Here is a 25,502-nt window from a genome sequence, read left to right on the forward strand (position 1 = left end):
GTCCGCAAGCAGGTACGAAGCGACTGGCTCTTTAGTGGCTGCCGCTGGCCGACGCGGCCGTGTGTGAGAGGACCCGCGTCAGCCTTGGAAATCCTCCGGGTTGACGTGTTCGAGAAAGTCCATGAACTCGTCGAGCGCCTGCTCGCCGTCTGGGCTCTCTTCCTCGTCGCTGGCGGGTTCAACCAATGCGGCGGGGATCCCGGCCTCGTCCAAAACCTCATCGGCGACATAGAGCGGAGCAGCTGCGCGCAGCGCGAGGGCGACTGAATCCGAGGGCCTGGCATCCAGTACGAGAGAGCCGGTTGGGGTGCTGAGAGCGATCTCGGCGTAGAAGGTCCCCTCGTCGATTCGGGTCACGTCGACGCGCTCGACGTGAGCGCCGACGGTGTCGAGCAGCGTCTTCATCAGATCATGCGACTGCGGCCGCGACGGCGTATCACCGCCGAGGGCGATGAGCGTGGATGCTGCCTCCTGCTCGCCGATCCAGATGGGCAGCACGCGACCCGTAGCCGGTGCCTCGCCCAGCGGTTTCAGCAGGATGATGTGTTGGCCCTCGGTGTCGACCGCGACCCCGAGAATGCGTACCTGAACCATGACGACTCCCATCGAATGATCGGGACACCGCCATCGTACGTCCGTTACCGACTGTCTGGCCGGTTGCACTGATCGCTGTCAGCGCACTTCGAGAAATGAGAGATTCGCGAGTGCTAGCGTGCGATTGTGAGAGCAATTCTTCAAACGCCCGACAGCAACCAACTCATCTGGGCCGAAACAGCTGACCCGTCGCCGGCCCCCGACGAGGTGGTCATCGATGTCGCCGCCACTGCGGTGAATCGCGCCGATCTGGGGCAGCGTGCAGGCGTCTACCCTCCGCCGCCCGGCGAATCAACGATTCTCGGCCTCGAATGCGCGGGGATCATCAGCGAACTCGGATCCGCAGTCACGGGCTGGGCTGTTGGAGATCCGGTGTGCGCGCTGCTCAGCGGCGGCGGCTATGCCGAACGCGTGGCAGTGCCGGCAACCCAGCTGTTGCCGGTGCCCGCCGACATGTCCCTCGTCGAGGCTGCAGCATTGCCCGAGTCGGTCTGCACCGTCTGGTCGAATCTGGCAATAGGTTTCAGAGACCCGCTGCCCGGTGATGTCGCCCTGATCCACGGCGGCGCAAGCGGCCTCGGGAGCATGGCCGTGCAGCTGGCGGCTCGGGCCGGATACACGGTGATCGCGACGGCTGGCTCTCCCGAACGCGCTCGGGCGACAGAGCAGTGGGGAGCCGTGCGCGGGATCGACTACCGCAGCGAAGATTTCGTTTCAGTCGTCACCGATCTCACCGGCGGTCTCGGTGCGAACGTCATCCTCGACGTGGTGGGCGGCAGCTACCTGACGCGCAATCTGACAGCCCTCGCCGATGACGGTCGACTGATGATCGTGGCCACCCTGGGCGGAGACACCGCAACGCTCGACATCGTGTCAATGATGAGACGCAGGCTGAGTATCCACGCGACGACCCTGCGCGCTCGCCCGCGCATCGGGCCGTCGTCGAAGGCCGAGGTGATCGCCCGGGTGCGAGCGGATGTCTGGCCGTGGTTCGAATCCGGCGAGATGCGTGCCGCAATCGGCACGATCCTGCCGATCGAGAGTGTCGAAGAGGCTCACAGCACCATCGCCGCCGGCACCTCAGCGCCCGGCAAGACCGTGCTGGAGATGCCGGCGCGCTGATCCGCACCCGGCGGAGCCTGGAGGCGGGACCCGCCTCCGCTTCGCCCTAAACCAGTGCGTATGCGCCGGTTGCCTTCGCCAAGGCGTCCATGGAGGAGATGACGACGTCTGCCGACTTGATCGCTGCGTCATCCACGTGATTGTTGAAATCGTCTTCGGCTGACGGCCCACACAGGTCAGAAATGCCGCGGATTGAGATGAATGGCACCCCGAAAACGTGGCAGGTCTGAGCGATCGCAGACGACTCCATGTCGGTCGCCAGCGCGCCGGCAAAGCTGCCGATGATGCTCTTGGCCCTCTCCGGCGTCACGAAGTTGTAGCTAGAGACGATCAGGCCGTGGTGCACGGGAATCGATCCACCGACCTGGGCCGAGCGGATGGCGCCAGTCACAGCATCCGCTGCGGGGTAGGTGTCTGGCATGCCCGGAACCTGGCCGAGCTTGTATCCGAAGACGCGAGCGTCGGCATCCACGTTGATGTACTCAGAGCCGACAACGACGTTGCCGACGCGAACGTCGGCGCCGAGGCCGCCTGCAGAGCCGGCGCTGATCACGAGTGGAACGCCGGTGCTTCCCGCTGCGTGCTGTGCGGCGAGGATGGCGGTGGTTGCCGCGCCCGCCGCGTTGACGAGGCCGATGCCGGTGCGAACGAGCACGACGGGGTGGCCGCCCAGAACCGCATCGCGGTGAACCGCGTTGCCGATCTGCCTGGGCTCACCGACGTTTTCTGCGCGGTCGATAAAAGGAGCAAGCTCGTCGTCCATGGCGACGAGAATGACGAATGCAGCTGAGCTCACGCGTAAACCACGTTCCAGGTCGCGCGGTCTGCGAGGAAGCTCTCGGCTGCAGCCTGTGCCGCTTCGAGCGAGTGGTTTGCACCCCAGCCGCACTGCACCTCGTTGGCAGCGGGTACAGAGTCTGCGGCCAGGATGTCGTTCAACGTGACCTCGATGAGCTCGGCGACCTCGTCGAACGTGGGAGCACCCTGCATCATCAGGTAGAAGCCTGTCTGGCAGCCCATCGGCGAGAAGTCGATGACCTTGTCTGAATGGTTGCGCGAGTGCTCGGCGAAGAGGTGCTCAATCGAGTGCACGGCTTTCATGTCGAGGTGCGCGACGTTGGGCTGGGTGAATCGCACGTCGAACTTGGTGATCACGTCACCGCCCGGAAGCTGCTTCGTGTCGGCAACACGCACGTATGGTGCTGCAACGAGGCGGTGGTCGAGGTTGAAGGACTCAACGTTCATACGCTCTTGATTCATATCCATCATTCTGTTCGAGATCGAGTGTCTACGGGACGACGAGCCGCACGTCATGACAGCGACCGAAAGAACAGACTATCTGGGGAAATTGTTCAAGTTCTGAATGCGCAGGCACGGCGTGCGCCGAAGAGCGCGGCCCCTCTGGCAATATTCTGCCTATGAAATCAACTGTGAGGGTTCAGCCGAAGCTATGGATCGGGTTCGCCATCTGGATCGGATACGTCCTGGCCGTTCTCGTTGTCTCAAAGCTGGCTGGCGTGCCTTACACAGCACTCGGCGACAGCGGCTCCACTCTTTTCAGGGGCGCCGGCTTGTCACTTATCGTGGGCACCGTGCTGCTGGTCATCACGACGACGCTGCTCGGCTGGTGGCGACCAGCCATATTCGACAGCGCAGTGAGCACGCACCGCTGGCCGATCATCGCGCCGATCCTCATGGCCGCATTGCTCGTGCTGAACCTGGTGCTCACCGACTGGGCGGCATTCGATGTGGCGTTCCTGGCCGCCTCGATCGTGCTGCTCCTGGTGGGCTTCACCGAGGAGATCACGACGCGCGGATTGCTCCTGGTCGCGCTGCGCAGTCGGCTGGGCGAGGTGTGGGTCTGGTTGATCAGCACGCTGGCATTCGCACTTATGCACTACCTCAATGTCTTCCTCGGCCAGGGCTTCCTCCCGACGACGGGGCAGGTTCTCTTCGCCTTCCTTGGCGGCACGATCTTCTACATACTGCGCCGCACCACCGGATCACTGATCTGGGCGATGCTGTTGCACGGGTTCTGGGACTTCTCCGCCTTTGCCATCGGGTACGGAACCTCGGCTGCGCTCGGCAGTATCACCGGCACCCTGTACCTCGTGGTCGGTATCTTCGCTCTCGTGGCCGTCTGGTGGACATTCCCACGAACGGATGCCGAGAAGCTGGCGTTGCAGGCCGGGGCAAGTCGCTCTGGCCTCAGCGGCCCCGCATCCAGATCAAGTGAAGCGGTCTAGAGGTCAGGGCTGGCTGGCTGGCTGGCTGGCTGGCTGGCTGGCGCACTCCGCGCGTTCCATTCGGAGTGCGAGGAGGCCTTCGTCCAGCCTTCCCCATCACGCCGACGGAGCCTACTTTGTAGTTAAGAGCTGCTCGGCCGAGCGGCCAATCACGGAGAGTCGTTTCAATGACAACCCAGGTAGCCGAATGCAGCGTTTCGAATTGTTCCTTCAACGACCACACGGCCTGTAACGCCGCCGCCATCACCGTCGGTGGAACCACGAATCATGCCGCCTGTTCCACCTTCATAGATATCGGTGTGCACGGTGGCCTGCCGAAAGTGCTGGCGAATGTTGGCGCCTGCCAGCGCTCCGAATGCATCCACAATGACCATCTCATGTGCAACGCGCCAGCTGTCAAGGTCGGCCCGGGCGCGGACAACGCTGATTGCCTCACATACGCACCGAAGTAGATCCGGCCGTGGCTACGCCGGCTCGTCGTGCCGCGCCAGCCACGCCGCCAGATACGTCGCCGTCGCCCCCTCACCGCGCGCAATGCTTCGTGGGGTACCGGATGCCACCACCTGACCACCCGCGTTGCCGCCGCCTGGACCCAGGTCGATGACCCAGTCGCAATCGGCGATCGCCGCCAGATCGTGCTCCACCACGACAACCGTGTTGCCGGCATCCACCAGTCGCTGCAGCTGGTCAAGCAGCAACCGGGTGTCGGCTGGGTGCAGGCCGGAGGATGGCTCATCGAGCAGATAGAGCGCATGCCCGCGGCGGGCGCGTTGCAGCTCGGTGGCCAGCTTGATTCGCTGTGCCTCTCCACCGCTCAGCTCGGTCGCAGGCTGGCCGAGACGGAGATAGCCAAGCCCGACATCACGCAGCGTCTCGAGGCTGCGCGACGCAGTGGTCACCTCAGCGAAAAAGGCTGCAGCAGCGTCGACAGTCATCGCGAGGACATCCGCGATCGTCGTGTCGCGATAGGTCACTTCGAGCGTCTCTGCGTTGTAGCGCGCCCCGTGACAGGTGTGGCAGGGCGCGTATGTACCCGGCAGAAACATCAGTTCAACCGAGACAAAGCCTTCGCCCTGACACGTCTCGCAGCGTCCACCGGCGACGTTGAACGAGAATCGGCTCGCGGTGTATCCCCTGGCCTTCGCTTCGTCGGTGGCCGCAAAGAGTTTGCGCACCACATCGAACATGCCGGTGTACGTAGCGAGGTTGGAGCGCGGGGTGCGGCCGATGGGGCGCTGGTCGACGACGACCAGCCGATCAAACGTTTCAACTCCAGACACACCCTCAACATCAACCTCGAGCACGGCTTCGTCCGGCTCTTCGGATGCCGTGCCCAGATGGCCGCGCACCACATGGGCGAGCACCTGGGTCACGAGGGTCGACTTTCCCGATCCCGAGACGCCGGTGACCGCGGTCATCACGCCGAGGGGAACCTCGACCGATGTGTCACGCAGATTGTGCCGAGTGACTCCGTGCAGGCGCAACCAGCCCTGGGGTGTGCGGGGCTCGTGAATGACTGTCGCAGAGCGTGGGAAGAGGTAGCGGCCGGTGATCGACTCCTCGACCTCTCGCAGACCATCGACAGGGCCGGAATAGATGACGTGTCCGCCACCATCACCGGCACCGGGGCCGATATCGACGACCCAGTCTGCTCGGCGCACGACGTCGAGGTCGTGTTCGACGACGAACAGGGAGTTGCCAGACGCGATCAGGCGATCCAAGACGTCGAGAAGTGGCTGCGCATCGGCGGGATGCAGGCCAGCTGACGGCTCGTCAAGCACGTAGACGACGCCGAAGAGACCGGAGCGCAATTGTGTGGCGATGCGCATCCGCTGTGATTCGCCGGGCGAAAGCGTGGTCGAGCTTCGGCCGAGGCTCAGGTAGCCCAGCCCAAGATCAAGCAATACGTCGACTCGGGCGATCACGTCGGCGGCGATTCGACTGGCGGCTTCGTTGCCCTCCTCCGCAGAGGCAACGGCACCCGCCTCGACCCCGCTGCGTAATTCCGCCGCGAGGTCGGCCAGCGGCACCGCGTTCATTTCGGCGATCGTGCGCCCTGCAAACGTGACGGCCAGTGCCTCGGGACGCAAGCCGCTGCCACCGCAGTCTGGACACGCGATGCTCTGCACGAAGCGCAGGGCGCGCTCGCGCATCCGCTCGCTCTGCGACTCAGAGAGCACGTGCATGATGTGCTTGCGTGCGCTCCAAAACTTGCCGTAGTAGCCGTGGTCGATCCGTCCGTCTTCGGGCTTGATCAGCACAGAGGGCTGTTCGTCTGTATAGAGCAGCCAGTCGCGATCGGCGCGGGACAACGCCCGCCACGGCTTGTTGATGTTGATCCCCAGGCCATTCACGATGCTGCGCAGGTTCGCCCCCTGCCATGCCCCCGGCCAGGCGGCGATCGCCCCGTCGCGAATACTCAGCGAGGTGTCGGGAACAAGGAGGTCTTCGGTGACATCGTGCACAACGCCGAGACCCTGGCAGCGCGGGCACGCCCCAGCCGCGGTATTCGGCGAGAATGCCTCGGCGGCGAGGTGCGTCGCGCCGGATGGATACGTGCCAGCCCGAGAGTAGAGCATCCGCAGCAGGTTGGACAGCGTGGTGATCGTGCCAACGGTTGAGCGTGAACTCGGCGCTCCGCGGCGTTGCTGCAGCGCGACGGCCGGGGGCAGCCCGGTGATCTCCCCCACTTCCGGGGCACCGACCTGGTTCAGCAGGCGCCGGGCGTATGGCGCAACGGATTCGAAATAGCGTCTCTGGGCCTCGGCATACAGCGTGCCGAACGCGAGCGAAGATTTACCCGAACCCGAAACGCCGGTGAAGGCCACCATGCAGTCTCGGGGAATATCGATGTCGACATTCTTCAGGTTGTGCTCTCGGGCGTCGCGAACTCGAACCCAGCCATCTACGTTGTCACGTGTCATACATCCACCGTTCTCACCGCCGAAAGAGGGGGGATGCGCTTTCGACGGCACCACTCATTTCTGCACTCGCCAGATCGACGAGCGGCCCACCCTGGCCCACCATACGCTGGCGAGTTGGGTGCCTGTAGTGCACCCGGGGTGGTGAAGTCGCTTCGACGCGACGAGCCACCAACGAGTCGCGGCGGCTAGTCGCGGAGTTCGGCGACCCGACGCGATTTTTCGAGGCGGCCCATGGCGACGAGTCCGATTGCAGCGATAGCGGCGAATGCCGCCGGAATGATGAAGACCAGCGGGAGACCGATTGCGGCAGCGCCGAGGCCGCCTGCAAGGCCGCCAATGGCGGAGCTGATTGCGGTGGAGCTGAGGAAGATTGCGGATGCTGTGGCGACGGCGGTTGGGAGGAGTCGCTGCGCGACAATAATTCCGAGCGCGGCAAACACACCCCAGACTGCGCCCATAAGAATCTGCCCGGCAAAGAGGCCGGCGGCGGTGCCCGAAACGGCGAAGCAGATGTTCGCGGCAACGCCACAGGCTGCGGCGAAAGCCATGAGTCTGGTCATCCCGGTGCGGCGGCTGACGATAACGGCAACAGGGATGAGGACGAGCTCAACGAGCGGTTGAATCCCGATGATGGCTCCGCTGAGCGCGGGCGCGAGGTGAAGTTGTTCGTTCATGTAGAGCGGTAGATACGCATACTTGACGGACTCGCCCGCGTAGACGCAGATGTACAACGCCGTGAAGGCGATTAGCGGCAGCATTGCGCGCAGAGTCGGTGCGCTCGAAGTCGCCGTGGAATGCTCGGTCGCGGACAACGACGCCGTGTCACGCAGCCGACCGAGGGGGATGATCTGCGCGAGCGTCGCGACCGCCACGACGATGAACATGGGGCGGAAACCGGCGTAGGCGGCGAGAAAAGCACCGAGCACAGGGCCGATGACCCACCCCGCGGTCAGAGCCATGCGCACGATGGCGACGACGCCGTCATTCGTGGTCGTCGGGTGGGCGGTCAGTTCGTCGTGAATCGCGGCGAACAGCTGGGCTGTCGCAGCGCCCGCGAACCCGAGCACTACGAAGCTGATGGCGAATGGCATCCAGAGCTCGGTGGAGAATGCGATGCCGATCCAGCCGGCAAAACCGGCGACCGCGCAGATTCGGAAGAGTCCGAGGCGTCTTCCGGTGCGGTCGGATCGTGCTCCGACCAGGTATCCGGCAATGGGCGCGGCGAGGTTCGTGAGGTAGTAGAGCCCGGCGACGGTGAGTGACGCCCCAAGCTCGGTGACGAGAAACGAAGCGATGAGAGGCGCGGCGGCAGAGACCCCAAGCCCTGACAAGAAGAGGGCGAGTGTCGAGGCCCTATAGAGCGGATGCGCGAGCACCACGCGGATGGCCGAGGGCTTCGCGCTGCCCGTTGGGATAGTGACCGGTGACGTCTCTGTCATCGCGCGCTACTGGAGAAAGAGCCGGCGACTATGTGCCTAACGTTCTGGTCGCGTCGATGCGCCTTCATGATCCACCCATGCGAGACATCCTGACACAACGAACCAGTGGCGAGAGCGAGCATCCCAGCCTATGAGCCAGCTCGCTGGTAACTGAGCGAGTCTCGATGGGCGCGTTCTGGCAGACTCGTGCCATGACCACGACGATCGGCACACCGGGCGGCACGCCAGAGCGGCCGGCGATCTTCTTCACCTCGCCAGAAGAGTTCCGCGCGTGGCTTGAGGCGAACCACGCCACCGCGACCGAGCTCTGGATGGGCCTCTACAAGAAGCACGTGCCAGACGGCGGGCTCACCTGGGCGCAGGCCGTGCCAGAGGCCCTGTGCTTCGGCTGGATCGATTCCGTCTCCCAGCGCATCGACGAGGATGCCAGGCGCCAACGATGGACGCCGCGCAAGGCCTCCAGCACCTGGTCGAGCGTCAACATCGCGTTGGTCGAAAAGCTCACGGCAGAGGGGCGGATGCGCGAGGCCGGCATCATTGCGTTCGAGCGCCGGAGTGCAGACCGGTCTGGGGTGTACTCCCACGAGAACCCCGAGCAGGAGTTACCGCCGGAGGCCGCGGCGCGGCTGGCCGCGAACCTCGCGGCCACCGCCTTCTGGGACGCCGCCACGGCGACATACCGCCGCCAGGTCATCCACTGGGCACTCACCGCGAAGCAGGAGGCCACCCGCGCACGACGGCTGGCCCAGCTCATCGATGACAGCGCGGCCGGTCGACTGGTTTCATTCCAGCGCTATGGGGAGGTTCCCAAGTGGGCCGAGCGTGCCGCAGAGGCGGCGCGGGCGGCGGCATCCGCGTCACCGGCCGAAAGGGAGAGCTGAGCGAGCCCGGAGAGCTGGGCGACCCCGACGGGCCTGTCAGACACCCGTTTTCCCGCTCCCAGGCAATGTTGCGGCCTCTCCCTCTGCGCCTGCCGCTGCCGCTGCCGCCAGTCTCGCGACCCGAGCCCTCGCATTCTGCTCACTCGGCGATACCGGACCGAGCATGCGTGCGCCGCCCACGATGAGCATCCGCGTCAGCGTGACCGCCGGCCACCACGGACGCCGCAGCCCGAGCAGTTCGCGTTGGTGCCGATCGAGCGATGCCACCGCCCCGCCGAACAGTATTGGATACAGTCGGCCCGTCATCCCCGGTAGCCGGGGTTTGCGCAGAAAACGCACGGCCTCAGCGACCCGCGCGTCGGGCTTGGCCTCGGCGAGGTAGGCGTCCATCTCGGCGTGGAGTTCGGCAACGGTCGTCGGCGGGTTGGCTACCCCCATCAGCAGACCGGCCTGTGACCATTCGCGCACGTAGGCGTCCGGCCCGCCAGGAATCGGACCGCCCCAGAGCGCATGGGCCCCAATGAATGCTTCAGTGAAAGCGTCGTGCACCCAGCGCAGCAGGTCCTCGTCGTTCGCCGCATACGCGCGTTCCGTGCCGTGAGCGTCGACATAGGTTCCCGTCACGTGCTCATGCAGCCGGGACACGAAAGCGGATGCCGCCGTCGCACTGGCCCGATCGCCGAACGTCGTCGTGGCCACCCACCGCACGGTGCCGTCGAGCCGTCCGAGCGGATCCTCGCGGTAGCGCGACCAGTCATGCACGCCGGCCATCGCTCCGGGATTCAGGGTCTGCAGCAGCAACGCGCGGATGCCGGCGACCAGCGTCGGCAGCGCTCCATTGACGGCCCACACAGCGCTACCTGGCCCGAAGAATCCGGCATCCGTTCCGTCGGCGAGCGCGAGGGTCCAGGCCGGGGGCTCGCGGCGCCCTGCACGTCCGGGCCGCCAGCGGGTGGAGGGCTTGTGCGCGTTCGGGCTCGTGGTGGCGCTGGCCGTGCGGCGATCGCTCATGGTTCGACGCTAGCCCGAGTCGGTGCCGAGCGGCTGCGGATCAGCTGCGAACTCATGCTGCTGTCGCATTGAGGCGAATGCAGTGCGTGGGTAACCTAGGCAGGACTTCGCCGTTTGAAACGGTTGACCGATTGGACTCTTCTTGTGACCGAAGCACCCGGACCGATCGACATCCGCTTTACCGGCGTAATCGGGGTTGATGTCAAGGGCGACGTATGGCCGTGCGTCGAGGTTCCGAATTCTGTCGAGCTGTTCGGCACCGGAAGGGCAGTCAAAGTCGTGGGCCTGGTCGATGACGAGCCGATCGCGGTCGCCCTGATGCCGACCGGCACTGGCGGGCACATGCTCTCGATCAGCGCCAAGCTGCGCAAGCGCCTCGGCAAGGAGATCGGCGACGACGTCACGGTTCAGCTCTCGGAGCGGCTCACCTGACCGGCAGCTGCCTGGAACTGCCGGCAACTCGCTGTAACTCGCTGTACCGACGGAGACCGTGCACCCAGAAGTCGCCGCTGCTACGTTGAGGCCGTGAAAGCAGAAGCCGTCACAGTCGCGCCATCATTGGGCGGCTGTCAAGGGGTTCGAATGCCAGCCCGCAACGTGTTGGTTGGGTATAAGACACCCTGCGGAGAGGATGGCAACCGATGACAACAAACGCGAGCGTGCCCCGGCAAATCGACTTCGGTGCGAGGTCGTCGCTGTCGGCACGAAACCTCTGGTCCGGCATCCTGTTCGGTGTTGGCGTCGTGGCCTTCATTGACGAGACGGTCTTTCACCAGATCCTGCACTGGCATCATTTCTATGACCTGTCGACCACCGAGGTCGGCTTGATTTCAGACGGACTGTTCCATGCGCTGAGCTGGGCAGCGACGATCGGTGGCCTCTTCATGCTCGCCGATCTCCGCCGGCGAGGAGGGTTCTGGCAGGCCAGATGGTGGGGCGGAGTGCTGCTGGGTGGCGGCGTCTTCCAGTTGTACGACGGTACGGTGCAACACAAATGGTGGGGTATTCACCAGATCAGGTACGTTCCCGACACCTTGCCGTATGACCTGACCTGGAACATCATCGCGGTGTTGCTGGTGGCAGCTGGCATCGTAATTACTGTGCGAACCCGGCGAAGCACCATCCCGTCTGAGTAGCGCCATGCACGATCACGAGACGGCCTCAGCCCTGAACGCTGACCTGATCCTCGCTCTCCCCTTTGCGCTCGCGTTGATCCTCTATCTCAGCGGCATTGTCATCCAGGCGCGCCGCGGATGCCCATGGCCCTGGTATCGCAGCCTCGCCTGGGTCATCGGTATCGGGGCGGCCTTGAGCGGCTTCATCGGCCCTCTCGCCGCCGCAGCGCACAACGATTTCGTCGCCCATATGTGGGCCCATCTGCTCGTGGGGATGGTCGCGCCGCTCTTCCTCGTGAGCGCAGCCCCGGTGACCCTCGCCCTTCGCTCGATGCATGTGACGCGCGCCCGTCGGCTATCTCGCCTGCTCCGCAGCTGGCCGGTCCGATTTCTCACCACACCCATCGTCGCCGCCACGTTGAGCATCGGCGGAATGTGGTTGCTCTACTCCTCCACCGTCTATCAAGCGATGGGCACCAGCGCGTTCCTGCACGCGTTGGTCATGACTCACTTTCTGCTCAGCGGCTGCCTCTTTGTTGCGGCTCTCATCCCGGTCGATCCGGCACCGCACAGAGCCAGCTATCCGCTCCGGATGGGGGTGTTAGTGGCGGCGCTGGCCGCACACAACATCCTCGCCAAAATGATCTATGCCACTCCCCCGGCCGGTGTCAACATTGACCAAGCCCACGCCGGAGCCATGCTGATGTACTACGCCGGGGACCTCATCGACATAGTCATCATCACCATCCTGTGCGCCCGCTGGTACCGGGATGCGGGTCGTGACCTCCGTCGCGCCCCCTCTGGTCACACAGTTCGCTCACCGTAGTGCTCACATCCCTGGCTTCAATACGACTTTGACGCACCCCTCGGCCTTGCGCTGGAAGATGTCATACATGCGGGGCGCCTCTTCAAGCGATACCCGGTGAGTGACGAGATCCTCGGTGCCCAAGGGGTCGTCCGGATCTTCCACCAGCGGCAAAAGATCTCCGATCCATGCCTGCACGTTGCATTGGCCCATGCGCAACGAGAGTTGCTTGTCAAACATCGTCATCACCGGCAGGGGGTCCGCGACGCCCGCGTAAACGCCGCTCAACGAGACGGTCCCGCCCCGACGAACCGCATCGATCGCGAGCATCATCGCCGCCAGCCGATCGACGCCAGCCTTATTCATGAGCGGCTGGGCCACCGATCGTGGCAGGTGGGCGACGCTTTTCTGCGCGAGTTCCGCGACGCCAGCACCGTGTGCCTCAAGCCCAACGGCGTCGATCACCGCGTCGGGCCCTCGGCCATCCGTCGCATCCCGCAGAGCGCCCAACGTGTCGTCGTCTGCATCGAAGGTCTCTGCGCCATAGCGCTCGGCAAGCAGGCGGCGTTCGACGACTGGGTCGCTGGCAAGCACCCTGTGCCCGAGATAGCGCCCGACCCGCACCGCGAACTGGCCGACCGGGCCAAGGCCGATAACCGCAAGCGTGCCATCAGCCCCGAGACCGGCATAGTCAACTCCCTGCCAGGCGGTGGGCAGAATATCGCTGAGAAAGAGGTAGCGCTCATCCGGCAACTCATGGCCGACTCGGATCGCGTTTGCCTCTGCACGCCGCACGCGCAGGTATTCGGCCTGACCTCCAGGAACTGAGCCATAGAGCTCGGTGTACCCATAAAGCTCGGCTCCCGTGCCGTGCGCACGATTTTGAGTTTGTTCACACTGCGTCGACAGTCCCGCCACACACATCTCACAGCTTCCGCACGCGATCACGAAGGGAATGACGACCCTGTCCCCCGGCGAGAGAGTGGTGACGGCGTTGCCCACCTCGACGACAACGCCCATCGTCTCGTGGCCGAGGATGTCGCCGCGGTGGAGATATGGAGCGAACACGCTGTAGAGATGCAGGTCTGAACCGCAGATCGCTGTCGAGGTGACCCGAATTATGGCGTCAGTGGGTTCTTCAATAGTGGGATCCGGCACCGTCTCAACAGAAACTTTGCCTGAGGACTGCCACGTCAGGGCGCGCATGTCATTCCTTTCCGAGCGTCGCATCCGACGTTAGAAGCTTCAGCCGGTAGAGGCCACCCGCTTGCCTTTCGCGTCTATCGGGAGTACCGGCGTTTGCCCTATTTCTGCCGGCATCACTTGCGGTTATCGAGTTGTTCGCGGACCGTCCCTGCGATGCGAGAGAGCGCAATTCCGAGGTTGCGTTGCTGCGCAGCGGTGAGCGGGTCGAACACGAGCTCTCGCACGCGATTCACGTGACCGGGGGCGCTCTCGACGACTTTCTGCATGCCGGTTTCAGTCAGCGTGGCGAGTGTGTACCGGCCGTTGTCGGGGTCAGGGCTGCGGGTGACCCAGCCGCGCTGCTCGAAGCGGACCATAACCTTCGATAGCCGAGGCAGACTGCTGTCGCACTGAGCCGCCAGGTCGCTGAGGCGAATGGTGCCGCCTTCGGCCATGGAGAGACGGGCCAGAACGCTGTATTCGAAGTTCGTCGTCCCGGCATCGTGCTCCAGCTGACGATCGAGCAGCGTCGGCAGCGCGATCACAACGGTGAGCAGGTCTTGCCACACGGCCTGCTGGTTCTCGTCGAGCCATCGGGGCGATTCGGTCATGACACGAAAGCATACTCGGATTCAGTCGGCTTGACTTGCCGAGGCAACTCAGGCAGAGTCTTCTCAGTTGCCTAGGCAAGTCCCGACGCAGCATCCGGCCCTCATCACCGCAGGGCCGATCACTGAGACACCATGAGGAGATTCCCGTGAAGGCAATTCGCTATCACCAGTTCGGCGGCACCGAGGTTCTGCGCGCAGAGCAAGTCGAACGCCCCGTGCCCGGCCCCGGCCAGGTGCTGCTGAAGGTGGCCGCGACATCCTTCAATCCGGTGGACGACCACATCCGTCTGGGCGTGCTGGCCGAAGCCATCCCAACCCCGCTGCCGATCACACCGGGTCTGGATGTCGCAGGCACGATCGTCGAACTGGGCGAGGGTGTCACCGGGCTCACGATCGGTGACCTCGTCATCGGCATGTTCCCGCTGGATCAGCACGGCGGTGCCGCGGAGTACGCGGTCATCGCAGCCGACCTCGTTGCAGCAGCACCCCGCACCCTGCCGCTGGCGGATGCCGCAGCCCTGCCGCTGACCGGATTGGCGTCCAGGCAGGCTGCCGTCGAGCTGGCCGACATCCAGGCCGGGCAGACCGTGCTGGTCAACGGCGCGGGTGGCGCAGTGGGCAGCATCGTGGTGCAGCTCGCAGCTGATGCCGGTGCGACGGTGACCGCCGTCGATGGACCGCAGCACGCCGACCGCCTGCTGTCGTACGGAGCATCCACGGTGGTCGGTCCGCTGGATCTCGACGCGGGGCCCTCTGCCGTCGGCGGACCCTTCGATGTCGTGATCAACCACGTGCGCCTCGACGATGCTGGCCTGGCGAAGCTGACGGGCTACGTCGCTGACGGCGGTATCGCGGTCAGCTCAGCGGGAGCCGTGCCGGCCGACGACGAGCGCTCCGTGCGCACGGCGAGCGTGTGGGTGACGCCGAACGGTGCGCACCTGGCCGACCTGGTGTCGCGCGTGGACCAGGGCCGGATCACGCTCAACATCGTCGATCGTCGGCCGCTGCAGGAGCTGCCCGCTGTTCATGAGGATGCGGCCAATGGCAGGCTGGTCGGTAAGACAGTGGTGATGGTCGGCTAGCGGATTGAAGCGGATGACCCTGCGGAACACGCAGGGTCATCCCGCAAACAGCTGCCCCGAGCTGGGTGCGTCTGACTTGAGGCAGAAATGCGGTGACACAGGCGGTTCCTCGCTACGCTCGGCCCATGGCAACGAACTGCGGGTCTCCGATCGAGGAGCTGGATCGCGAGGAATTGCGCCGCCTCGCTTTTGGGCGTACTGCGACCCCGGCGGAGGAGCTTCGCGCACGCGCGGCCCAGTACCGGTTGCACGAGCTGGACTCAGCCGCGGACGATCAGGCCGTCGGGCTTGCGACCGCTGCAGCACACGTTTCAACCTCTACGGATAGCGACGCCACCGCCGCCGAAGAGAGGCCAGCCGGTGTGCCGGAAAGCCGCCGAACCCGTCGCTGGATGATCCTCGTAGCGGCCATAGCGCTGATCATCATGGGCGCAGCCGTCCGCGCGATGGTGGGCGGCAGCGGCGCAGGCACGCCTCTGAGCACGTCATCAAGCGCCGCGTCACCGCTCGCATCGCAGACCTCGAAACAGGACGACGCACCCGTTCCTGCCACAAGCAATCCAGTGCCCGGTGATCTCGTGGCCGCTGAACGTTGGTTCACAACTCCGCAGCAACCAAGCGACGTGCTCGTCGAGAATTTCGGAATGCTCGACCTGAGCACGACACGTTTGGCACGGCAGACTGCCGGCGTGGATCCCTGGAACGTTTTTGTCGCGAAAGATCAGAACGGGCTCCTCTGCGTCGTCGTCTCAGACCCCGAGCAGACGTCCCCCTTCGCTAGTTGCACATCCACGAGCAACTTCGCCGCGTCTGGACTGACATTGATCGTCAATGACAGGTATGCGTATTGGAACGGCGTCGATATCGCGACTGCCCCGAGCCGGCTCACCACGGGGTGATGCTTTAGCCGACTTTTTGACGTCCCACGCAAAAGGGCGGATGCCGAAGCATCCGCCCTTCTCTGTAATTCAATTCAGTCAGTGACTAGAAGTCCCAGTCCTCGTCCTCGGTAACAACTGCCTTACCGATGACATACGACGAGCCGGAGCCCGAGAAGAAGTCGTGGTTCTCGTCGGAGTTCGGCGAGAGCGCCGACAGGATCGCCGGGTTCACGTCGGTGACCGTCTTCGGGAACATCGGCTCGTAGCCCAGGTTCATCAGCGCCTTGTTGGCGTTGTAGTGCAGGAACTTCTTGACGTCTTCGGTCAGACCGACCTCGTCATAGAGGTCCTGCGTGTACTGCACCTCGTTCTCGTAGAGCTCGAACATGAGGTTGAACGTGTAGTCCTTGATCTCATCGCGACGCTCCTGGGTCTCGTTCTCGAGGCCCTTCTGGAACTTGTATCCGATGTAGTACCCGTGCACAGCCTCGTCACGAATGATCAGACGGATCATGTCTGCCGTGTTCGTGAGCTTGGCGTGGCTCGACCAGTACATCGGCAAGAGAATCTGCAAACTTCCGCCGACACATTGCAATTAGGATCCGCGCAAATCTTGGGTATCTTCATGATTGTGAACATGTGGAACGACTTCTGGGCGTGGGCCACCGAAAACACGATCCTCGATGCTTGCAACTGAAACGCATTGTCAGGCGAGGCGGTAGGCCCCTTTCGAGGTTCGCATCCCGAGAGGGCGTTCCGCGTGGGGGCGTATTTCACAGTCACGTGGTTCGATGAAAGCAATCAACCCGAGAAAAGGGCGGTCAACCTCGCGCGCGAAGTGATCTCCGCTCACGTGCCGTTCTAACGCCCCGGGCAGAGTAGCCAATGGTTCCGTCGTCGGTTCCGTCGTCCAAACTAAGCTCCAGCAATCGCGGTGGTGGTGGGCTTCGGCAGTGCTATTTGATCCCTCTTAATAGCGATCTGCGCGCGCTGTCGCTTCCTCTCCAGTTCTCGTGCCTGGGGGAGCTGGCGTGACAGGAGCGCATTGTGTCGTCGACGCTCCGCATCGTCCTTGTACTTGGTCCCTCTTGCAACGATGTCAACACACGTACGGAGAATCGTGTCGTCCTCGGCGCCCGTCGAGTTCTCCATGTATTTGTAGAGCAAAAGCATCAGCATCCAATTCCGCATGACCCAAAGATTCCCCACGTCGCTGAGAACCGTTCGGGCCTTTTCGGCCCAGCCGGGCTCGGCCACTGCGATTAGGAAGTACACCGCGGTTACGCGCTTTTCCGCTGAGGTATTGGAGTCAAAGTCAGCGATGATGCGCTCAAGCGGGATCAGGAGCCGACGCGAGGCAAGGAATTCAGTGACTCCCGCAAATGCGAATACCGCAGGAAGAAGCGTCTGCATGCTCCGCATGGCATCCGCGTGGAGATCTGCTGAATCCACAGGTCTTTCCTCAAGGGATGAGATCTCCTGAAACAGTTTCCGGTAATCCTGATCCTCTTCCATCGCCGAGGAAGTTGCACCCCACTTATCCAACAGAGAGTCAAGCACTCGTTGCTTCTGGACTACCTCGCCAGCCTGGTCTGCGTCACGCACGACTCGAGATGCCAATTCGAGCGTCTGTAGGGCGCGCCAGAGGGGCGGTACATCTTCCTCTTTTGCGACTGGGAACACTGGCGGATCATCATCGTTCGAGGCATCATCCGTTGCGAGCTCCGCTCCAACGGCGTCACCGAGTTCCTCAGCATCGGGAGAAATCTCCTCAAAGCTAGGGGTCGTGAGTTCAACTTCAGCGAACGCCGCCCCATCGGATTCTTCCCAATGTATTGAATCGACCCATTGCTCCGCGCGCTCAAGCAAAACCGGATCATGGCGTTGAATGGCGGCGTAATCAGAGATCGCTGAAGCATAGTAAAGCGGGCGATTCAGTAAATGGTCTCTAAAATTCATCGACTTCTGGGCACGCTTCGCCGCGAAGAGATGGAGAAAGCTGCCGCGAGCAAAAACAACGAAGCCATTCTTCCTGATCAAGATTTGTCGCTCGAGGAAGTTGGTGAGGATGTCGATTGGGGATTCGGGCCAACCTAGGTCTTCAAGCGCAGAACTGAGCGCAGCCACGGTGGCCGACTCCACAGCGCCCAGCTCATCGTTAATGACAAATCCTTCTGCGAGGCGCTCAAGCAATGTCATCTTCTGCTCGTGATCCAAATTGAATCGCGCATCCTCGTGGGGGTCACCACGCCCCAGCAGCAATGCAACGAACTCCTCCAGGATCGATGTGGAGGATGCATTTCCTCCCAACTCTCCATTTCGCTGATAGATGTAGATAAGTTGCGCAACGTTGAATGGCGTCCTCGGCAAGTGCTCCGAACAGAGTAGCCCCCACACTTGCTCAGCAATTGCACCAAACGTCATGGGCGCGGCCATCTGTGCCATCTTCTCGATGTCACCTCGTTCAAGTCGCCCGAGATACCTCACGCGGCAACGGATTCCAACCGCTTCCAGTTGCGCCTGAACCGCTTCCTCTGTGCCCTGTCGGCAGGTCATCACAGTGAAACCGAGCGCTAACAAGGACAGGTCGCGGACTGCTAGCTCTGAAAATGCAACGTATGGACTGTAGTCATCGATGACCAATGCGACTGCGGGAATCTGCGTCTTCTTCCCCAAAGGGAGTCCCGCGGTCCGCCCCTCGCGGCGGATCAGATCCTCAAGAGGACGAAGCGACTTCTTGCATTGAGTAAAATTTGTGTAGATGGGTGGCAACCCGTCGGCAACGATTGACGCCTTCAGCGCAAGCCATCTTGCGGCAAAGCTAAGCCCAGATTTCTCGTCCCCGACTAGTAGTATCACTTCACCAGCAGCTATATCTGCCTCGGGATCGATGCGCTTCAGCTCATCATTCCCTGATTTCAAGGACTTTTGAGATACATACTGTGCGTGGGGAATCGGCAGCAAGACGGGTTCGAGCGCAAGGTTCTCGATCGAAAGCTCCAGCTCTGCGCCCTCGGGGCGACCGATAACTTCCTCAATGAGTGACTGCTCAAACAGCTCACGGATCTCCACGCCACCGACCGCGTTCATTCCTGATCCGGATGGAACAATATCGCTGAGCTCCAACGCCAGGGTGGTCAGAAACGGAGCCAACTCATGGTGCTCATCGCCATAGGCCACCAGCACCATATTGTCTGTGGCATGGAATCTGGTCAACGTTTCAACTTCAGACTTGAGACAAAGGCGATAGTGACTCAGTCCCGGGTTGGGGAACGTTTCTCTTTGCCATTCAAGAAAACGGGAGAAATTCGGGTCTGATAGCCCGCCGCCTACCCCGATGTAAACGATGCTTTTGCTGCTGGCGAAAGCCGACTGAATCGATTGAGCAGCAGGGCTGTCGAGCAACTTCCGGTAGTCAGCCGAGGTGAATATGACCGAATCCGGATCGTTCCAAATTCCATGCAAATGTCCGACATCTGAAGATCGATGAGCGAGAACTTTCTGCATCGATTTGGCGTCATTCCAGCTAGAGCTTCCTCGCAGCCCACATTGTTCGATCAACGTGTCGTAGTTCGTCGTGAGAATGGGGGCAGGTAACGCCACAATTGCCTTCCCCAGCTCCTCCGCCCTTTTCTGAAGAGAACCAACTGTGCCTTTCAGCCAGTTCCGGTAACCAAGCCCATCAGTCGCTTTGAGCGCGTCCCCCACTTGAGTCGCGGCCTGAAGGAGAAACGAGCTGTCGTCGTCACTCGCGGCGTCTATCATGCCGACAACGGCTTGCTTCCAGCGGTCGTCCTTTACACCGATTTTGACGAGGTGATCGATACCATCTCGCACGAGACCGATCCACCCACTCAATTCGTTCTGTTGCGAAATTGCTTGCGACGCCCCCGTCCCGACGACAAGTACAGCGGAACGTGAGCGAAATGCCTCAATGAGCTCGAGATCCACGAATAACCTTTCAACGCAACATATCGCTTCCGACGGTCACCTTCCGCGAGAAGGTGACTGCAAAACTCAGTAGGGCTGAGAAAACAACTGAGATCTAGAAGTCCCAGTCCTCGTCCTCGGTAACAACTGCCTTACCGATGACATACGACGAGCCCGAGCCCGAGAAGAAGTCGTGGTTCTCGTCAGAGTTCGGCGAGAGCGCCGACAGGATCGCCGGGTTCACGTCGGTGACCGTCTTCGGGAACATCGGCTCGTAGCCCAGGTTCATCAGCGCCTTGTTGGCGTTGTAGTGCAGGAACTTCTTGACGTCTTCGGTCAGACCGACCTCGTCGTAGAGGTCCTGCGTGTACTGCACCTCGTTCTCGTAGAGCTCGAACATGAGGTTGAACGTGTAGTCCTTGATCTCATCGCGACGCTCCTGGGTCTCGTTCTCGAGCCCCTTCTGGAACTTGTATCCGATGTAGTACCCGTGCACAGCCTCGTCACGAATGATCAGACGGATCATGTCTGCCGTGTTCGTGAGCTTGGCGTGGCTCGACCAGTACATCGGCAGGTAGAAGCCCGAGTAGAACAGGAACGACTCAAGCAGGGTGGATGCCACCTTGCGCTTGAGGGGGTCGTCACCCTGGTAGTACTCCATCACGATCGCAGCCTTCTTCTGAAGGTTCTGGTTCTCGGTCGACCAGCGGAACGCCTCGTCGATCTCCTTCGTGGAGCACAGCGTCGAGAAGATCGACGAGTAGCTCTTGGCGTGCACAGACTCCATGAACGCGATGTTCGTGTAAACAGCCTCTTCGTGCGGAGTGATCGCATCCGGAATCAGTGAGACAGCACCGACGGTGCCCTGGATCGTGTCGAGCAGGGTGAGACCCGTGAACACACGCATGGTGAGCTGCTGCTCGGCCGGAGTCAGCGTGTTCCACGACTGGATGTCGTTCGACAGCGGAATCTTCTCGGGCAGCCAGAAGTTATTGACGAGGCGGTTCCAGACCTCGACATCCTTCTCGTCTTCAATCTTGTTCCAGTTGATGGCGTCAACGTGGGAGACGAGCTTCAGCTTGTCAATCATTGTTGTGTGTTCCTTTGATCAGAAAGTCGAGCAAGAAGGGCGAGCTAGAGTGCGCAGGAGACGCACATCTCGAGCTCAGTGCCCTCAAGGGCCATCTGGCGCAGACGGATGTAGTAGATCGTCTTGATGCCCTTTTTCCAGGCGTAGATCTGAGCCTTGTTGATGTCGCGCGTGGTGGCGGTGTCCTTGAAGAACAAGGTCAGCGACAGGCCCTGGTCGACGTGCTGGGTAGCCGCCGCGTAGGTGTCGATGATCTTCTCTGCGCCGATTTCGTAAGCGTCCTGGTAGTACTCCAGGTTGTCGTTCGTCATGAACGGAGCCGGGAAGTAGACGCGCCCCAGCTTGCCTTCCTTGCGGATCTCGATCTTCGCCGCGATCGGGTGGATCGACGCTGTCGAGTTGTTGATGTACGAGATTGAACCGGTCGGCGGCACGGCCTGCAGGTTCTGGTTGTAGATACCGTGCTCCATGACGGATGCCTTGAGCTCTGCCCAGTCGGCCTGCGTCGGGATGGTGACACTCGAGTTCGCAAACAGCTCTGCACCGCGCTCGGTGGCCGGCTCCCACACCTGGTCGGTGTACTTGTCGAAGAATGCACCGGATGCGTAGGTCGAGTCTTCGAAGCCCTGGAAGGTGCGGCCACGCTCGATGGCGAGCTTGTTCGACGCACGAAGCGCGTGGAAGAGCACCGTGTAGAAGTAGATATTCGTGAAGTCGATGCCTACTTCGCTGCCGTAGTAGACGCGCTCACGAGCAAGGTATCCGTGCAGGTTCATCTGGCCGAGGCCGATGGCGTGCGACTTGTCGTTGCCGTCTTCGATCGAGCGAACCGACGAGATGTGGCTCTGCTCTGACACGGAGTTGAGGCCGCGGATGGCGGTTTCAACGGTCAGACCGAAGTCGGGCGAGTCCATCGCCAGCGCGATGTTCATCGAGCCGAGGTTGCACGAGATGTCCTTGCCGATCTCGTTGTACGACAGGTCTTCGTTGTACGTGGTCGGCGTGTTGACCTGGAGGATCTCGGAGCACAGGTTCGACATGTTGATGCGGCCCTTGATCGGGTTCGCAGCGTTGACGGTGTCTTCGTACACGATGTACGGGTAGCCGGACTCGAACTGGATCTCTGCCAGCGTCTGGAAGAAGTCACGTGCCTTCATCTTCGACTTCTTGATGCGCGGGTTGTCGACCATTTCCTGGTACTTCTCTGTAACAGAGATGTCGCCGAACGGCACGCCGTAGACCTTCTCGACGTCGTACGGGGAGAACAGGTACATGTCCTCACCCTTCTTCGCCAGTTCGAAGGTGATGTCGGGGATGACCACGCCGAGGGACAGGGTCTTGATGCGGATCTTCTCGTCGGCGTTCTCACGCTTGGTGTCGAGGAAGCGCATGATGTCGGGGTGGTGCGCGTGCAGGTACACGGCACCGGCACCCTGGCGGGCACCGAGCTGGTTGGCGTAGCTGAAGGAGTCTTCGAGAAGCTTCATCACGGGGATGATGCCGCTCGACTGGTTCTCGATCTGCTTGATCGGTGCACCGGCTTCACGGATGTTGGAGAGCAGCAGGGCAACGCCACCGCCACGCTTCGAGAGCTGCAGCGACGAGTTGATGCCGCGGGAGATCGACTCCATGTTGTCTTCGATACGCAGCAGGAAGCAGGAGACGAGCTCGCCGCGCTGTGCCTTGCCCGAGTTGAGGAACGTCGGGGTGGCCGGCTGGAAGCGGCCGGCGATGATCTCTTCGACCAAGTTGATCGCGACTGTCTCGTCGCCGGCGGCCAGGCCGAGGGCGGTCATCACGACGCGGTCTTCGAAGCGCTCAAGGTAACGCTTTCCGTCGAACGTCTTCAGCGTGTACGAGGTGTAGTACTTGAACGCACCGAGGAACGTCTGGAAGCGGAACTTCTTCGAGTAAGCGAGGTCGTTGAGCTTGGTGATGAACTCGAACGAGTACTGGTCGAGCATTGCCTTCTCGTAGTACTCCTTCTCTACCAGGTAGTCGAGACGTTCGCGCAGGCTGTGGAAGAACACCGTGTTCTGGTTCACGTGCTGCAGGAAGTACTCCCTGGCAGCCTCACGGTCTTTGTCGAACTGGATCTCGCCGTTCGGGCCGTAGAGGTTAAGCATCGCGTTCAGGGAGTGGTAATCCATTCCGAGACCACTTGGGGCGTCAATCACAGTTGCTTCCAAAATGAATCCAATCCTTCGTGAACGATGCGTACATCATCCGGGGTTCCAAATACTTCGAATCGGTAGAGGACGGGCACCTTGCATTTGGCTGCAATGATGTCGCCGGCAATGCCGTATGCCTCACCGAAGTTGGTGTTGCCCGCGCCAATGACGCCGCGGATCAGTGATCGGTTATTCGCATCGTTGAGAAAACGAATCACCTGTTTGGGTACTGCCCCCATGCCGTTGCCGCCACCGTAGGTGGGAAGGCACAGCACGAAGGGTTCGTCTACGTGGAGGGGTTCGTCACGCGCGTAGAGCGGGATGCGGGTTGCGGGGCGGCCGAGTTTCTCGATGAACCGGTGCGTGTTTCCCGAAACGCTGGAAAAGTAAACTAGCTCGGCCATGTGACACCCCCTCGCTGGTCGATGTAGTTGCGAGTACTGCTCATGATGTTGCTTGTGATTCTGTGTGGCGGTGGTGCGGGTTGGTGCGTGGTGCAGTTTGATGCGTGACGCATTGAATCGGCCCGCGTGATTGTGCCTCGCGGGCCAGATTCGTGGAGCGCTAAATGCTGAACACTGGCCGTTCAGCGTGCTGCGCTGGGTGCGAGCTTTACGCCAGGCGTTCAGCCAGCTCGTTGATCTTGTCTGGGCGGAATCCCGACCAGTGGTCTTCATCGGTGATGACGACGGGAGCCTGCAGGTAGCCGAGGGCCTTGACCGCTTCGAGCGCTCCTTCGTCGACCGAGAGGTCGAGTACTTCGTATTCGATGCCCTTGTTGTCGAGGGCACGGTAAGTTGCGGTGCACTGCACGCAGGAAGGCTTCGTGTAGACCGTGATTGCCATGTTCTGGCCCTCTCTTCTTAGCTGATTCAGCAGTTCAATGTTGTGGAGCCGAACAAGCGAATCCGAGAGATTCTCTGCGTCGCCGACTGGAGTTCTAATACTACATCTAGTGATTGCGGATAGGAACAGACACAACATGCGGGAATTACATTTATGTAGTTATCCACCGGTTCTCCACCGGTTGTCAACAGCCAACCCGCTCGAAATCGGCCATTTTCCGCGGCTCTCTGCAAAGTTATCCACAGGCACGCGAATCAAAACAATTTTGCTTGTGGATAACCCGGCGGCGTGTCGCTCAACCACTAGATGTTGTGCTCCAGTGCCCACTCTTGCACTAGCCACTGACAGTCAAGCGGATACCGCGATCGCTACTTTCTAGACGCCCCAACGGGTGTCGGTGCGACGACGACGCGCGGCGCGGCAGTCGACTCCCGCACGATCAGCTCTGGCGCGGTCGACGGCAGATCGGGCGATTCGTCATCCTGCAGCACGGCTAGCAACGTCTGCATGATGTCGCGGCCGAGCGCATTGAAGTCCTGCCGCATGGTGGTCAACGGCGGCGTGAAGTGTTCGGCCTCTGGGATGTCGTCGAAGCCCACGATGCTGACGTCTCTTGGCACCACGAATCCGCGCTGGGTCAGTGCATGCATGAGGCCGAGAGCCATCTGGTCATTGCCCGCAAGCACCGCGGTGAATCCAGCGTCGCTCCGCGCAGAATCGCCCTGGACACCCTCACCCAGAACCAAATCGGCAAGGATCCCGCCGTGCCGGTATCCGCTGGCCGGGGTCCAGTCGCCCCACATGGGTTCGCGCGCGATCAGTCCGCGCTCGGCGAGTTCGTCGCGCCAGCCTCGAACCCGCTCGGCGGCATCCATTGAGTCGGCCGGGCCGGCCAGGTGAACGATGCTGGTGTGGCCGAGTTCGGCCAAGTGCCGCACTGCATTCCTGGCTCCGTGATACTGATCGATGCCCACACTGTGAAAGCCACTGCGGCCGCTTGACTCGACGACGATGAGCGGAACGCCGAGTTCGACGCCGCGAACGGCATCCAGTGCACCGCGGTGCGCAGCGATCAGCACGATCGCCTCGACGTTCTGCCGCAGGAGCAGCTCGACGGCCGAACGCAGCGACTCAGGGTCTGACTCCAACATGCTGGCCATACTCACGGCGTAGCGGGCGTGCCGGGCTGCTTCGTTGAACTGCAGCACGGTGCTCGACGGTCCGTAGTCTGGGCCGCCGGTGGTGATCAGGCCGATAGTCCGGGAGCGGCGGGTGACCAGCGCGCGAGCTGCGGGCGACGGGCGGTAGCGAAGCTGGGTGATGGCCTGCTCGACGCGAAGGCGGGTGGCCGGGCGCACATTGGGCAGATCATTGAGCACGCGCGAGACCGTCTGGTGGGACACCCCAGCCAGCCTGGCCACGTCGAAGATGTTCGCAGCACGCGCCTTTTCGCCATCCGTGCTCACCTGACTCGTTGGCTCCTACCGTGGCGACTGACGCTACTCATGTTGTGAGTCCCTATTCTTTCGTGTTCAGCGTCGATGAGCGTACAACGCCGCCATCGAGATT

Annotated in this window: 23 protein-coding genes and 1 pseudogene; 9 read left to right on the plus strand and 15 right to left on the minus strand. The window is 62.1% G+C overall.

The window, feature by feature from the left end; genetic code table 11:
• Positions 1–78: 78 nt before the first annotated feature.
• Positions 79–594: a bifunctional nuclease family protein gene (locus ACMT3I_RS09865; protein WP_414804314.1), complete on the minus strand. Its 516-nt coding sequence runs from the start codon at positions 592–594 to the stop codon at positions 79–81.
• 126 nt (positions 595–720) lie between these two features.
• Here ACMT3I_RS09865 and ACMT3I_RS09870 point away from each other — a divergent pair, with 126 nt between their 5' ends.
• The gene (locus ACMT3I_RS09870; RefSeq protein ID WP_414804315.1) at positions 721–1,716 is read left to right on the plus strand and encodes an NAD(P)H-quinone oxidoreductase; all 996 of its coding nucleotides are present in this window, start codon (positions 721–723) and stop codon (positions 1,714–1,716) included.
• A 46-nt stretch (positions 1,717–1,762) separates the two neighbouring features.
• Here ACMT3I_RS09870 and mtnN read toward each other — a convergent pair whose 3' ends face one another.
• Positions 1,763–2,512, minus strand: a complete 750-nt coding sequence (gene mtnN / locus ACMT3I_RS09875) for a 5'-methylthioadenosine/S-adenosylhomocysteine nucleosidase (RefSeq protein WP_414804316.1) — start codon at positions 2,510–2,512, stop codon at positions 1,763–1,765.
• Positions 2,509–2,976: an S-ribosylhomocysteine lyase gene (locus tag ACMT3I_RS09880; RefSeq protein ID WP_414804317.1), complete on the minus strand. Its 468-nt coding sequence runs from the start codon at positions 2,974–2,976 to the stop codon at positions 2,509–2,511. Before ACMT3I_RS09880 ends, mtnN begins: the two co-directional genes overlap by 4 nt.
• Positions 2,977–3,134: 158 nt before the next feature.
• Between ACMT3I_RS09880 and ACMT3I_RS09885 the strand changes: the two genes are divergently transcribed.
• Both ACMT3I_RS09885 and ACMT3I_RS09890 read left to right on the plus strand, forming a co-directional pair.
• The gene (locus ACMT3I_RS09885) at positions 3,135–3,962 is read left to right on the plus strand and encodes a lysostaphin resistance A-like protein (protein WP_414804318.1); all 828 of its coding nucleotides are present in this window, start codon (positions 3,135–3,137) and stop codon (positions 3,960–3,962) included.
• A 167-nt stretch (positions 3,963–4,129) separates the two neighbouring features.
• Positions 4,130–4,414 (plus strand): DUF1540 domain-containing protein, encoded by a 285-nt coding sequence (locus tag ACMT3I_RS09890; protein WP_414804319.1) that lies wholly within the window; start codon positions 4,130–4,132, stop codon positions 4,412–4,414.
• A gap of 12 nt (positions 4,415–4,426) precedes the next feature.
• Here the strand turns inward: ACMT3I_RS09890 and uvrA are convergent, their stop codons facing one another.
• Both uvrA and ACMT3I_RS09900 read right to left on the minus strand, forming a co-directional pair.
• The gene (gene uvrA, locus ACMT3I_RS09895; protein WP_414804320.1) at positions 4,427–6,886 is read right to left on the minus strand and encodes an excinuclease ABC subunit UvrA; all 2,460 of its coding nucleotides are present in this window, start codon (positions 6,884–6,886) and stop codon (positions 4,427–4,429) included.
• A 185-nt stretch (positions 6,887–7,071) separates the two neighbouring features.
• The gene (locus ACMT3I_RS09900; RefSeq protein WP_414804321.1) at positions 7,072–8,325 is read right to left on the minus strand and encodes an MFS transporter; all 1,254 of its coding nucleotides are present in this window, start codon (positions 8,323–8,325) and stop codon (positions 7,072–7,074) included.
• A 191-nt stretch (positions 8,326–8,516) separates the two neighbouring features.
• Between ACMT3I_RS09900 and ACMT3I_RS09905 the strand changes: the two genes are divergently transcribed.
• Complete coding sequence (locus tag ACMT3I_RS09905) at positions 8,517–9,206, plus strand: YdeI/OmpD-associated family protein (RefSeq protein WP_414804322.1); 690 nt, start codon at positions 8,517–8,519, stop codon at positions 9,204–9,206.
• Positions 9,207–9,242: 36 nt separating this feature from the next.
• Here the strand turns inward: ACMT3I_RS09905 and ACMT3I_RS09910 are convergent, their stop codons facing one another.
• The gene (locus ACMT3I_RS09910) at positions 9,243–10,217 is read right to left on the minus strand and encodes an oxygenase MpaB family protein (protein ID WP_414804323.1); all 975 of its coding nucleotides are present in this window, start codon (positions 10,215–10,217) and stop codon (positions 9,243–9,245) included.
• Between the two features lie 144 nt (positions 10,218–10,361).
• Here ACMT3I_RS09910 and ACMT3I_RS09915 point away from each other — a divergent pair, with 144 nt between their 5' ends.
• From ACMT3I_RS09915 to ACMT3I_RS09925, 3 genes are all read left to right on the plus strand, one after another.
• The gene (locus ACMT3I_RS09915; protein ID WP_414804324.1) at positions 10,362–10,649 is read left to right on the plus strand and encodes a DUF1905 domain-containing protein; all 288 of its coding nucleotides are present in this window, start codon (positions 10,362–10,364) and stop codon (positions 10,647–10,649) included.
• A gap of 209 nt (positions 10,650–10,858) precedes the next feature.
• A complete protein-coding gene (locus tag ACMT3I_RS09920) occupies positions 10,859–11,353 on the plus strand; it encodes a DUF2243 domain-containing protein (RefSeq protein WP_414804325.1) in 495 nt (164 codons plus the stop codon).
• Positions 11,354–11,357: 4 nt separating this feature from the next.
• Positions 11,358–12,158, plus strand: coding sequence for a cytochrome c oxidase assembly protein (locus ACMT3I_RS09925; protein ID WP_414804326.1), 801 nt, complete (start codon positions 11,358–11,360; stop codon positions 12,156–12,158).
• A gap of 3 nt (positions 12,159–12,161) precedes the next feature.
• On the opposite strand, the gene ACMT3I_RS09930 is transcribed toward ACMT3I_RS09925, so the two are convergent.
• Together ACMT3I_RS09930 and ACMT3I_RS09935 are read right to left on the minus strand one after the other, a co-directional pair.
• A complete protein-coding gene (locus ACMT3I_RS09930) occupies positions 12,162–13,343 on the minus strand; it encodes an alcohol dehydrogenase catalytic domain-containing protein (protein WP_414804327.1) in 1,182 nt (393 codons plus the stop codon).
• 113 nt (positions 13,344–13,456) lie between these two features.
• A complete protein-coding gene (locus ACMT3I_RS09935; RefSeq protein ID WP_414804328.1) occupies positions 13,457–13,933 on the minus strand; it encodes a MarR family winged helix-turn-helix transcriptional regulator in 477 nt (158 codons plus the stop codon).
• Between the two features lie 146 nt (positions 13,934–14,079).
• Here ACMT3I_RS09935 and ACMT3I_RS09940 point away from each other — a divergent pair, with 146 nt between their 5' ends.
• Both ACMT3I_RS09940 and ACMT3I_RS09945 read left to right on the plus strand, forming a co-directional pair.
• The gene (locus ACMT3I_RS09940) at positions 14,080–15,015 is read left to right on the plus strand and encodes an NADP-dependent oxidoreductase (protein ID WP_414804329.1); all 936 of its coding nucleotides are present in this window, start codon (positions 14,080–14,082) and stop codon (positions 15,013–15,015) included.
• Between the two features lie 125 nt (positions 15,016–15,140).
• A complete protein-coding gene (locus ACMT3I_RS09945) occupies positions 15,141–15,914 on the plus strand; it encodes a hypothetical protein (protein WP_414804330.1) in 774 nt (257 codons plus the stop codon).
• Positions 15,915–15,999: 85 nt separating this feature from the next.
• On the opposite strand, the pseudogene ACMT3I_RS09950 reads toward ACMT3I_RS09945, so the two are convergent.
• From ACMT3I_RS09950 to ACMT3I_RS09980, 7 genes and pseudogenes are all read right to left on the minus strand, one after another.
• A pseudogene (locus ACMT3I_RS09950) lies at positions 16,000–16,458 on the minus strand (ribonucleotide-diphosphate reductase subunit beta); the annotation flags it as partial.
• Between the two features lie 353 nt (positions 16,459–16,811).
• Positions 16,812–19,847 (minus strand): SIR2 family protein, encoded by a 3,036-nt coding sequence (locus tag ACMT3I_RS09955; RefSeq protein WP_414804331.1) that lies wholly within the window; start codon positions 19,845–19,847, stop codon positions 16,812–16,814.
• A 94-nt stretch (positions 19,848–19,941) separates the two neighbouring features.
• Positions 19,942–20,916, minus strand: a complete 975-nt coding sequence (gene nrdF / locus ACMT3I_RS09960; protein ID WP_414804332.1) for a class 1b ribonucleoside-diphosphate reductase subunit beta — start codon at positions 20,914–20,916, stop codon at positions 19,942–19,944.
• A 44-nt stretch (positions 20,917–20,960) separates the two neighbouring features.
• Positions 20,961–23,066, minus strand: coding sequence for a class 1b ribonucleoside-diphosphate reductase subunit alpha (nrdE, locus tag ACMT3I_RS09965; protein ID WP_414804491.1), 2,106 nt, complete (start codon positions 23,064–23,066; stop codon positions 20,961–20,963).
• Between the two features lie 23 nt (positions 23,067–23,089).
• The gene (nrdI, locus tag ACMT3I_RS09970; RefSeq protein WP_414804333.1) at positions 23,090–23,491 is read right to left on the minus strand and encodes a class Ib ribonucleoside-diphosphate reductase assembly flavoprotein NrdI; all 402 of its coding nucleotides are present in this window, start codon (positions 23,489–23,491) and stop codon (positions 23,090–23,092) included.
• 208 nt (positions 23,492–23,699) lie between these two features.
• Positions 23,700–23,933: a glutaredoxin-like protein NrdH gene (nrdH, locus tag ACMT3I_RS09975; RefSeq protein WP_414804334.1), complete on the minus strand. Its 234-nt coding sequence runs from the start codon at positions 23,931–23,933 to the stop codon at positions 23,700–23,702.
• A gap of 368 nt (positions 23,934–24,301) precedes the next feature.
• The gene (locus ACMT3I_RS09980; protein WP_414804335.1) at positions 24,302–25,399 is read right to left on the minus strand and encodes a LacI family DNA-binding transcriptional regulator; all 1,098 of its coding nucleotides are present in this window, start codon (positions 25,397–25,399) and stop codon (positions 24,302–24,304) included.
• Positions 25,400–25,502 lie beyond the last annotated feature (103 nt).

The sequence above is a fragment of the Leifsonia sp. A12D58 genome (assembly GCF_047530025.1).
In the GTDB taxonomy this organism is placed as follows: Bacteria; Actinomycetota; Actinomycetes; order Actinomycetales; family Microbacteriaceae; genus Cryobacterium.

Coding starts and splice junctions, on each gene's coding strand:
- ACMT3I_RS09865 (WP_414804314.1), bottom strand. CDS start 594: ATGGTTCAGGTACGCATTCTCGGGGTCGCGGTCGACACCGAGGGCCAA.
- nrdI (WP_414804333.1), bottom strand. CDS start 23,491: ATGGCCGAGCTAGTTTACTTTTCCAGCGTTTCGGGAAACACGCACCGG.
- ACMT3I_RS09930 (WP_414804327.1), bottom strand. CDS start 13,343: ATGCGCGCCCTGACGTGGCAGTCCTCAGGCAAAGTTTCTGTTGAGACG.
- ACMT3I_RS09925 (WP_414804326.1), top strand. CDS start 11,358: ATGCACGATCACGAGACGGCCTCAGCCCTGAACGCTGACCTGATCCTC.
- ACMT3I_RS09945 (WP_414804330.1), top strand. CDS start 15,141: ATGGCAACGAACTGCGGGTCTCCGATCGAGGAGCTGGATCGCGAGGAA.
- ACMT3I_RS09920 (WP_414804325.1), top strand. CDS start 10,859: ATGACAACAAACGCGAGCGTGCCCCGGCAAATCGACTTCGGTGCGAGG.
- ACMT3I_RS09890 (WP_414804319.1), top strand. CDS start 4,130: ATGACAACCCAGGTAGCCGAATGCAGCGTTTCGAATTGTTCCTTCAAC.
- ACMT3I_RS09935 (WP_414804328.1), bottom strand. CDS start 13,933: ATGACCGAATCGCCCCGATGGCTCGACGAGAACCAGCAGGCCGTGTGG.
- ACMT3I_RS09900 (WP_414804321.1), bottom strand. CDS start 8,325: ATGACAGAGACGTCACCGGTCACTATCCCAACGGGCAGCGCGAAGCCC.
- nrdF (WP_414804332.1), bottom strand. CDS start 20,916: ATGATTGACAAGCTGAAGCTCGTCTCCCACGTTGACGCCATCAACTGG.
- ACMT3I_RS09880 (WP_414804317.1), bottom strand. CDS start 2,976: ATGAATCAAGAGCGTATGAACGTTGAGTCCTTCAACCTCGACCACCGC.
- nrdH (WP_414804334.1), bottom strand. CDS start 23,933: ATGGCAATCACGGTCTACACGAAGCCTTCCTGCGTGCAGTGCACCGCA.
- uvrA (WP_414804320.1), bottom strand. CDS start 6,886: ATGACACGTGACAACGTAGATGGCTGGGTTCGAGTTCGCGACGCCCGA.
- nrdE (WP_414804491.1), bottom strand. CDS start 23,066: ATGGATTACCACTCCCTGAACGCGATGCTTAACCTCTACGGCCCGAAC.
- ACMT3I_RS09910 (WP_414804323.1), bottom strand. CDS start 10,217: ATGAGCGATCGCCGCACGGCCAGCGCCACCACGAGCCCGAACGCGCAC.
- ACMT3I_RS09885 (WP_414804318.1), top strand. CDS start 3,135: ATGAAATCAACTGTGAGGGTTCAGCCGAAGCTATGGATCGGGTTCGCC.
- ACMT3I_RS09905 (WP_414804322.1), top strand. CDS start 8,517: ATGACCACGACGATCGGCACACCGGGCGGCACGCCAGAGCGGCCGGCG.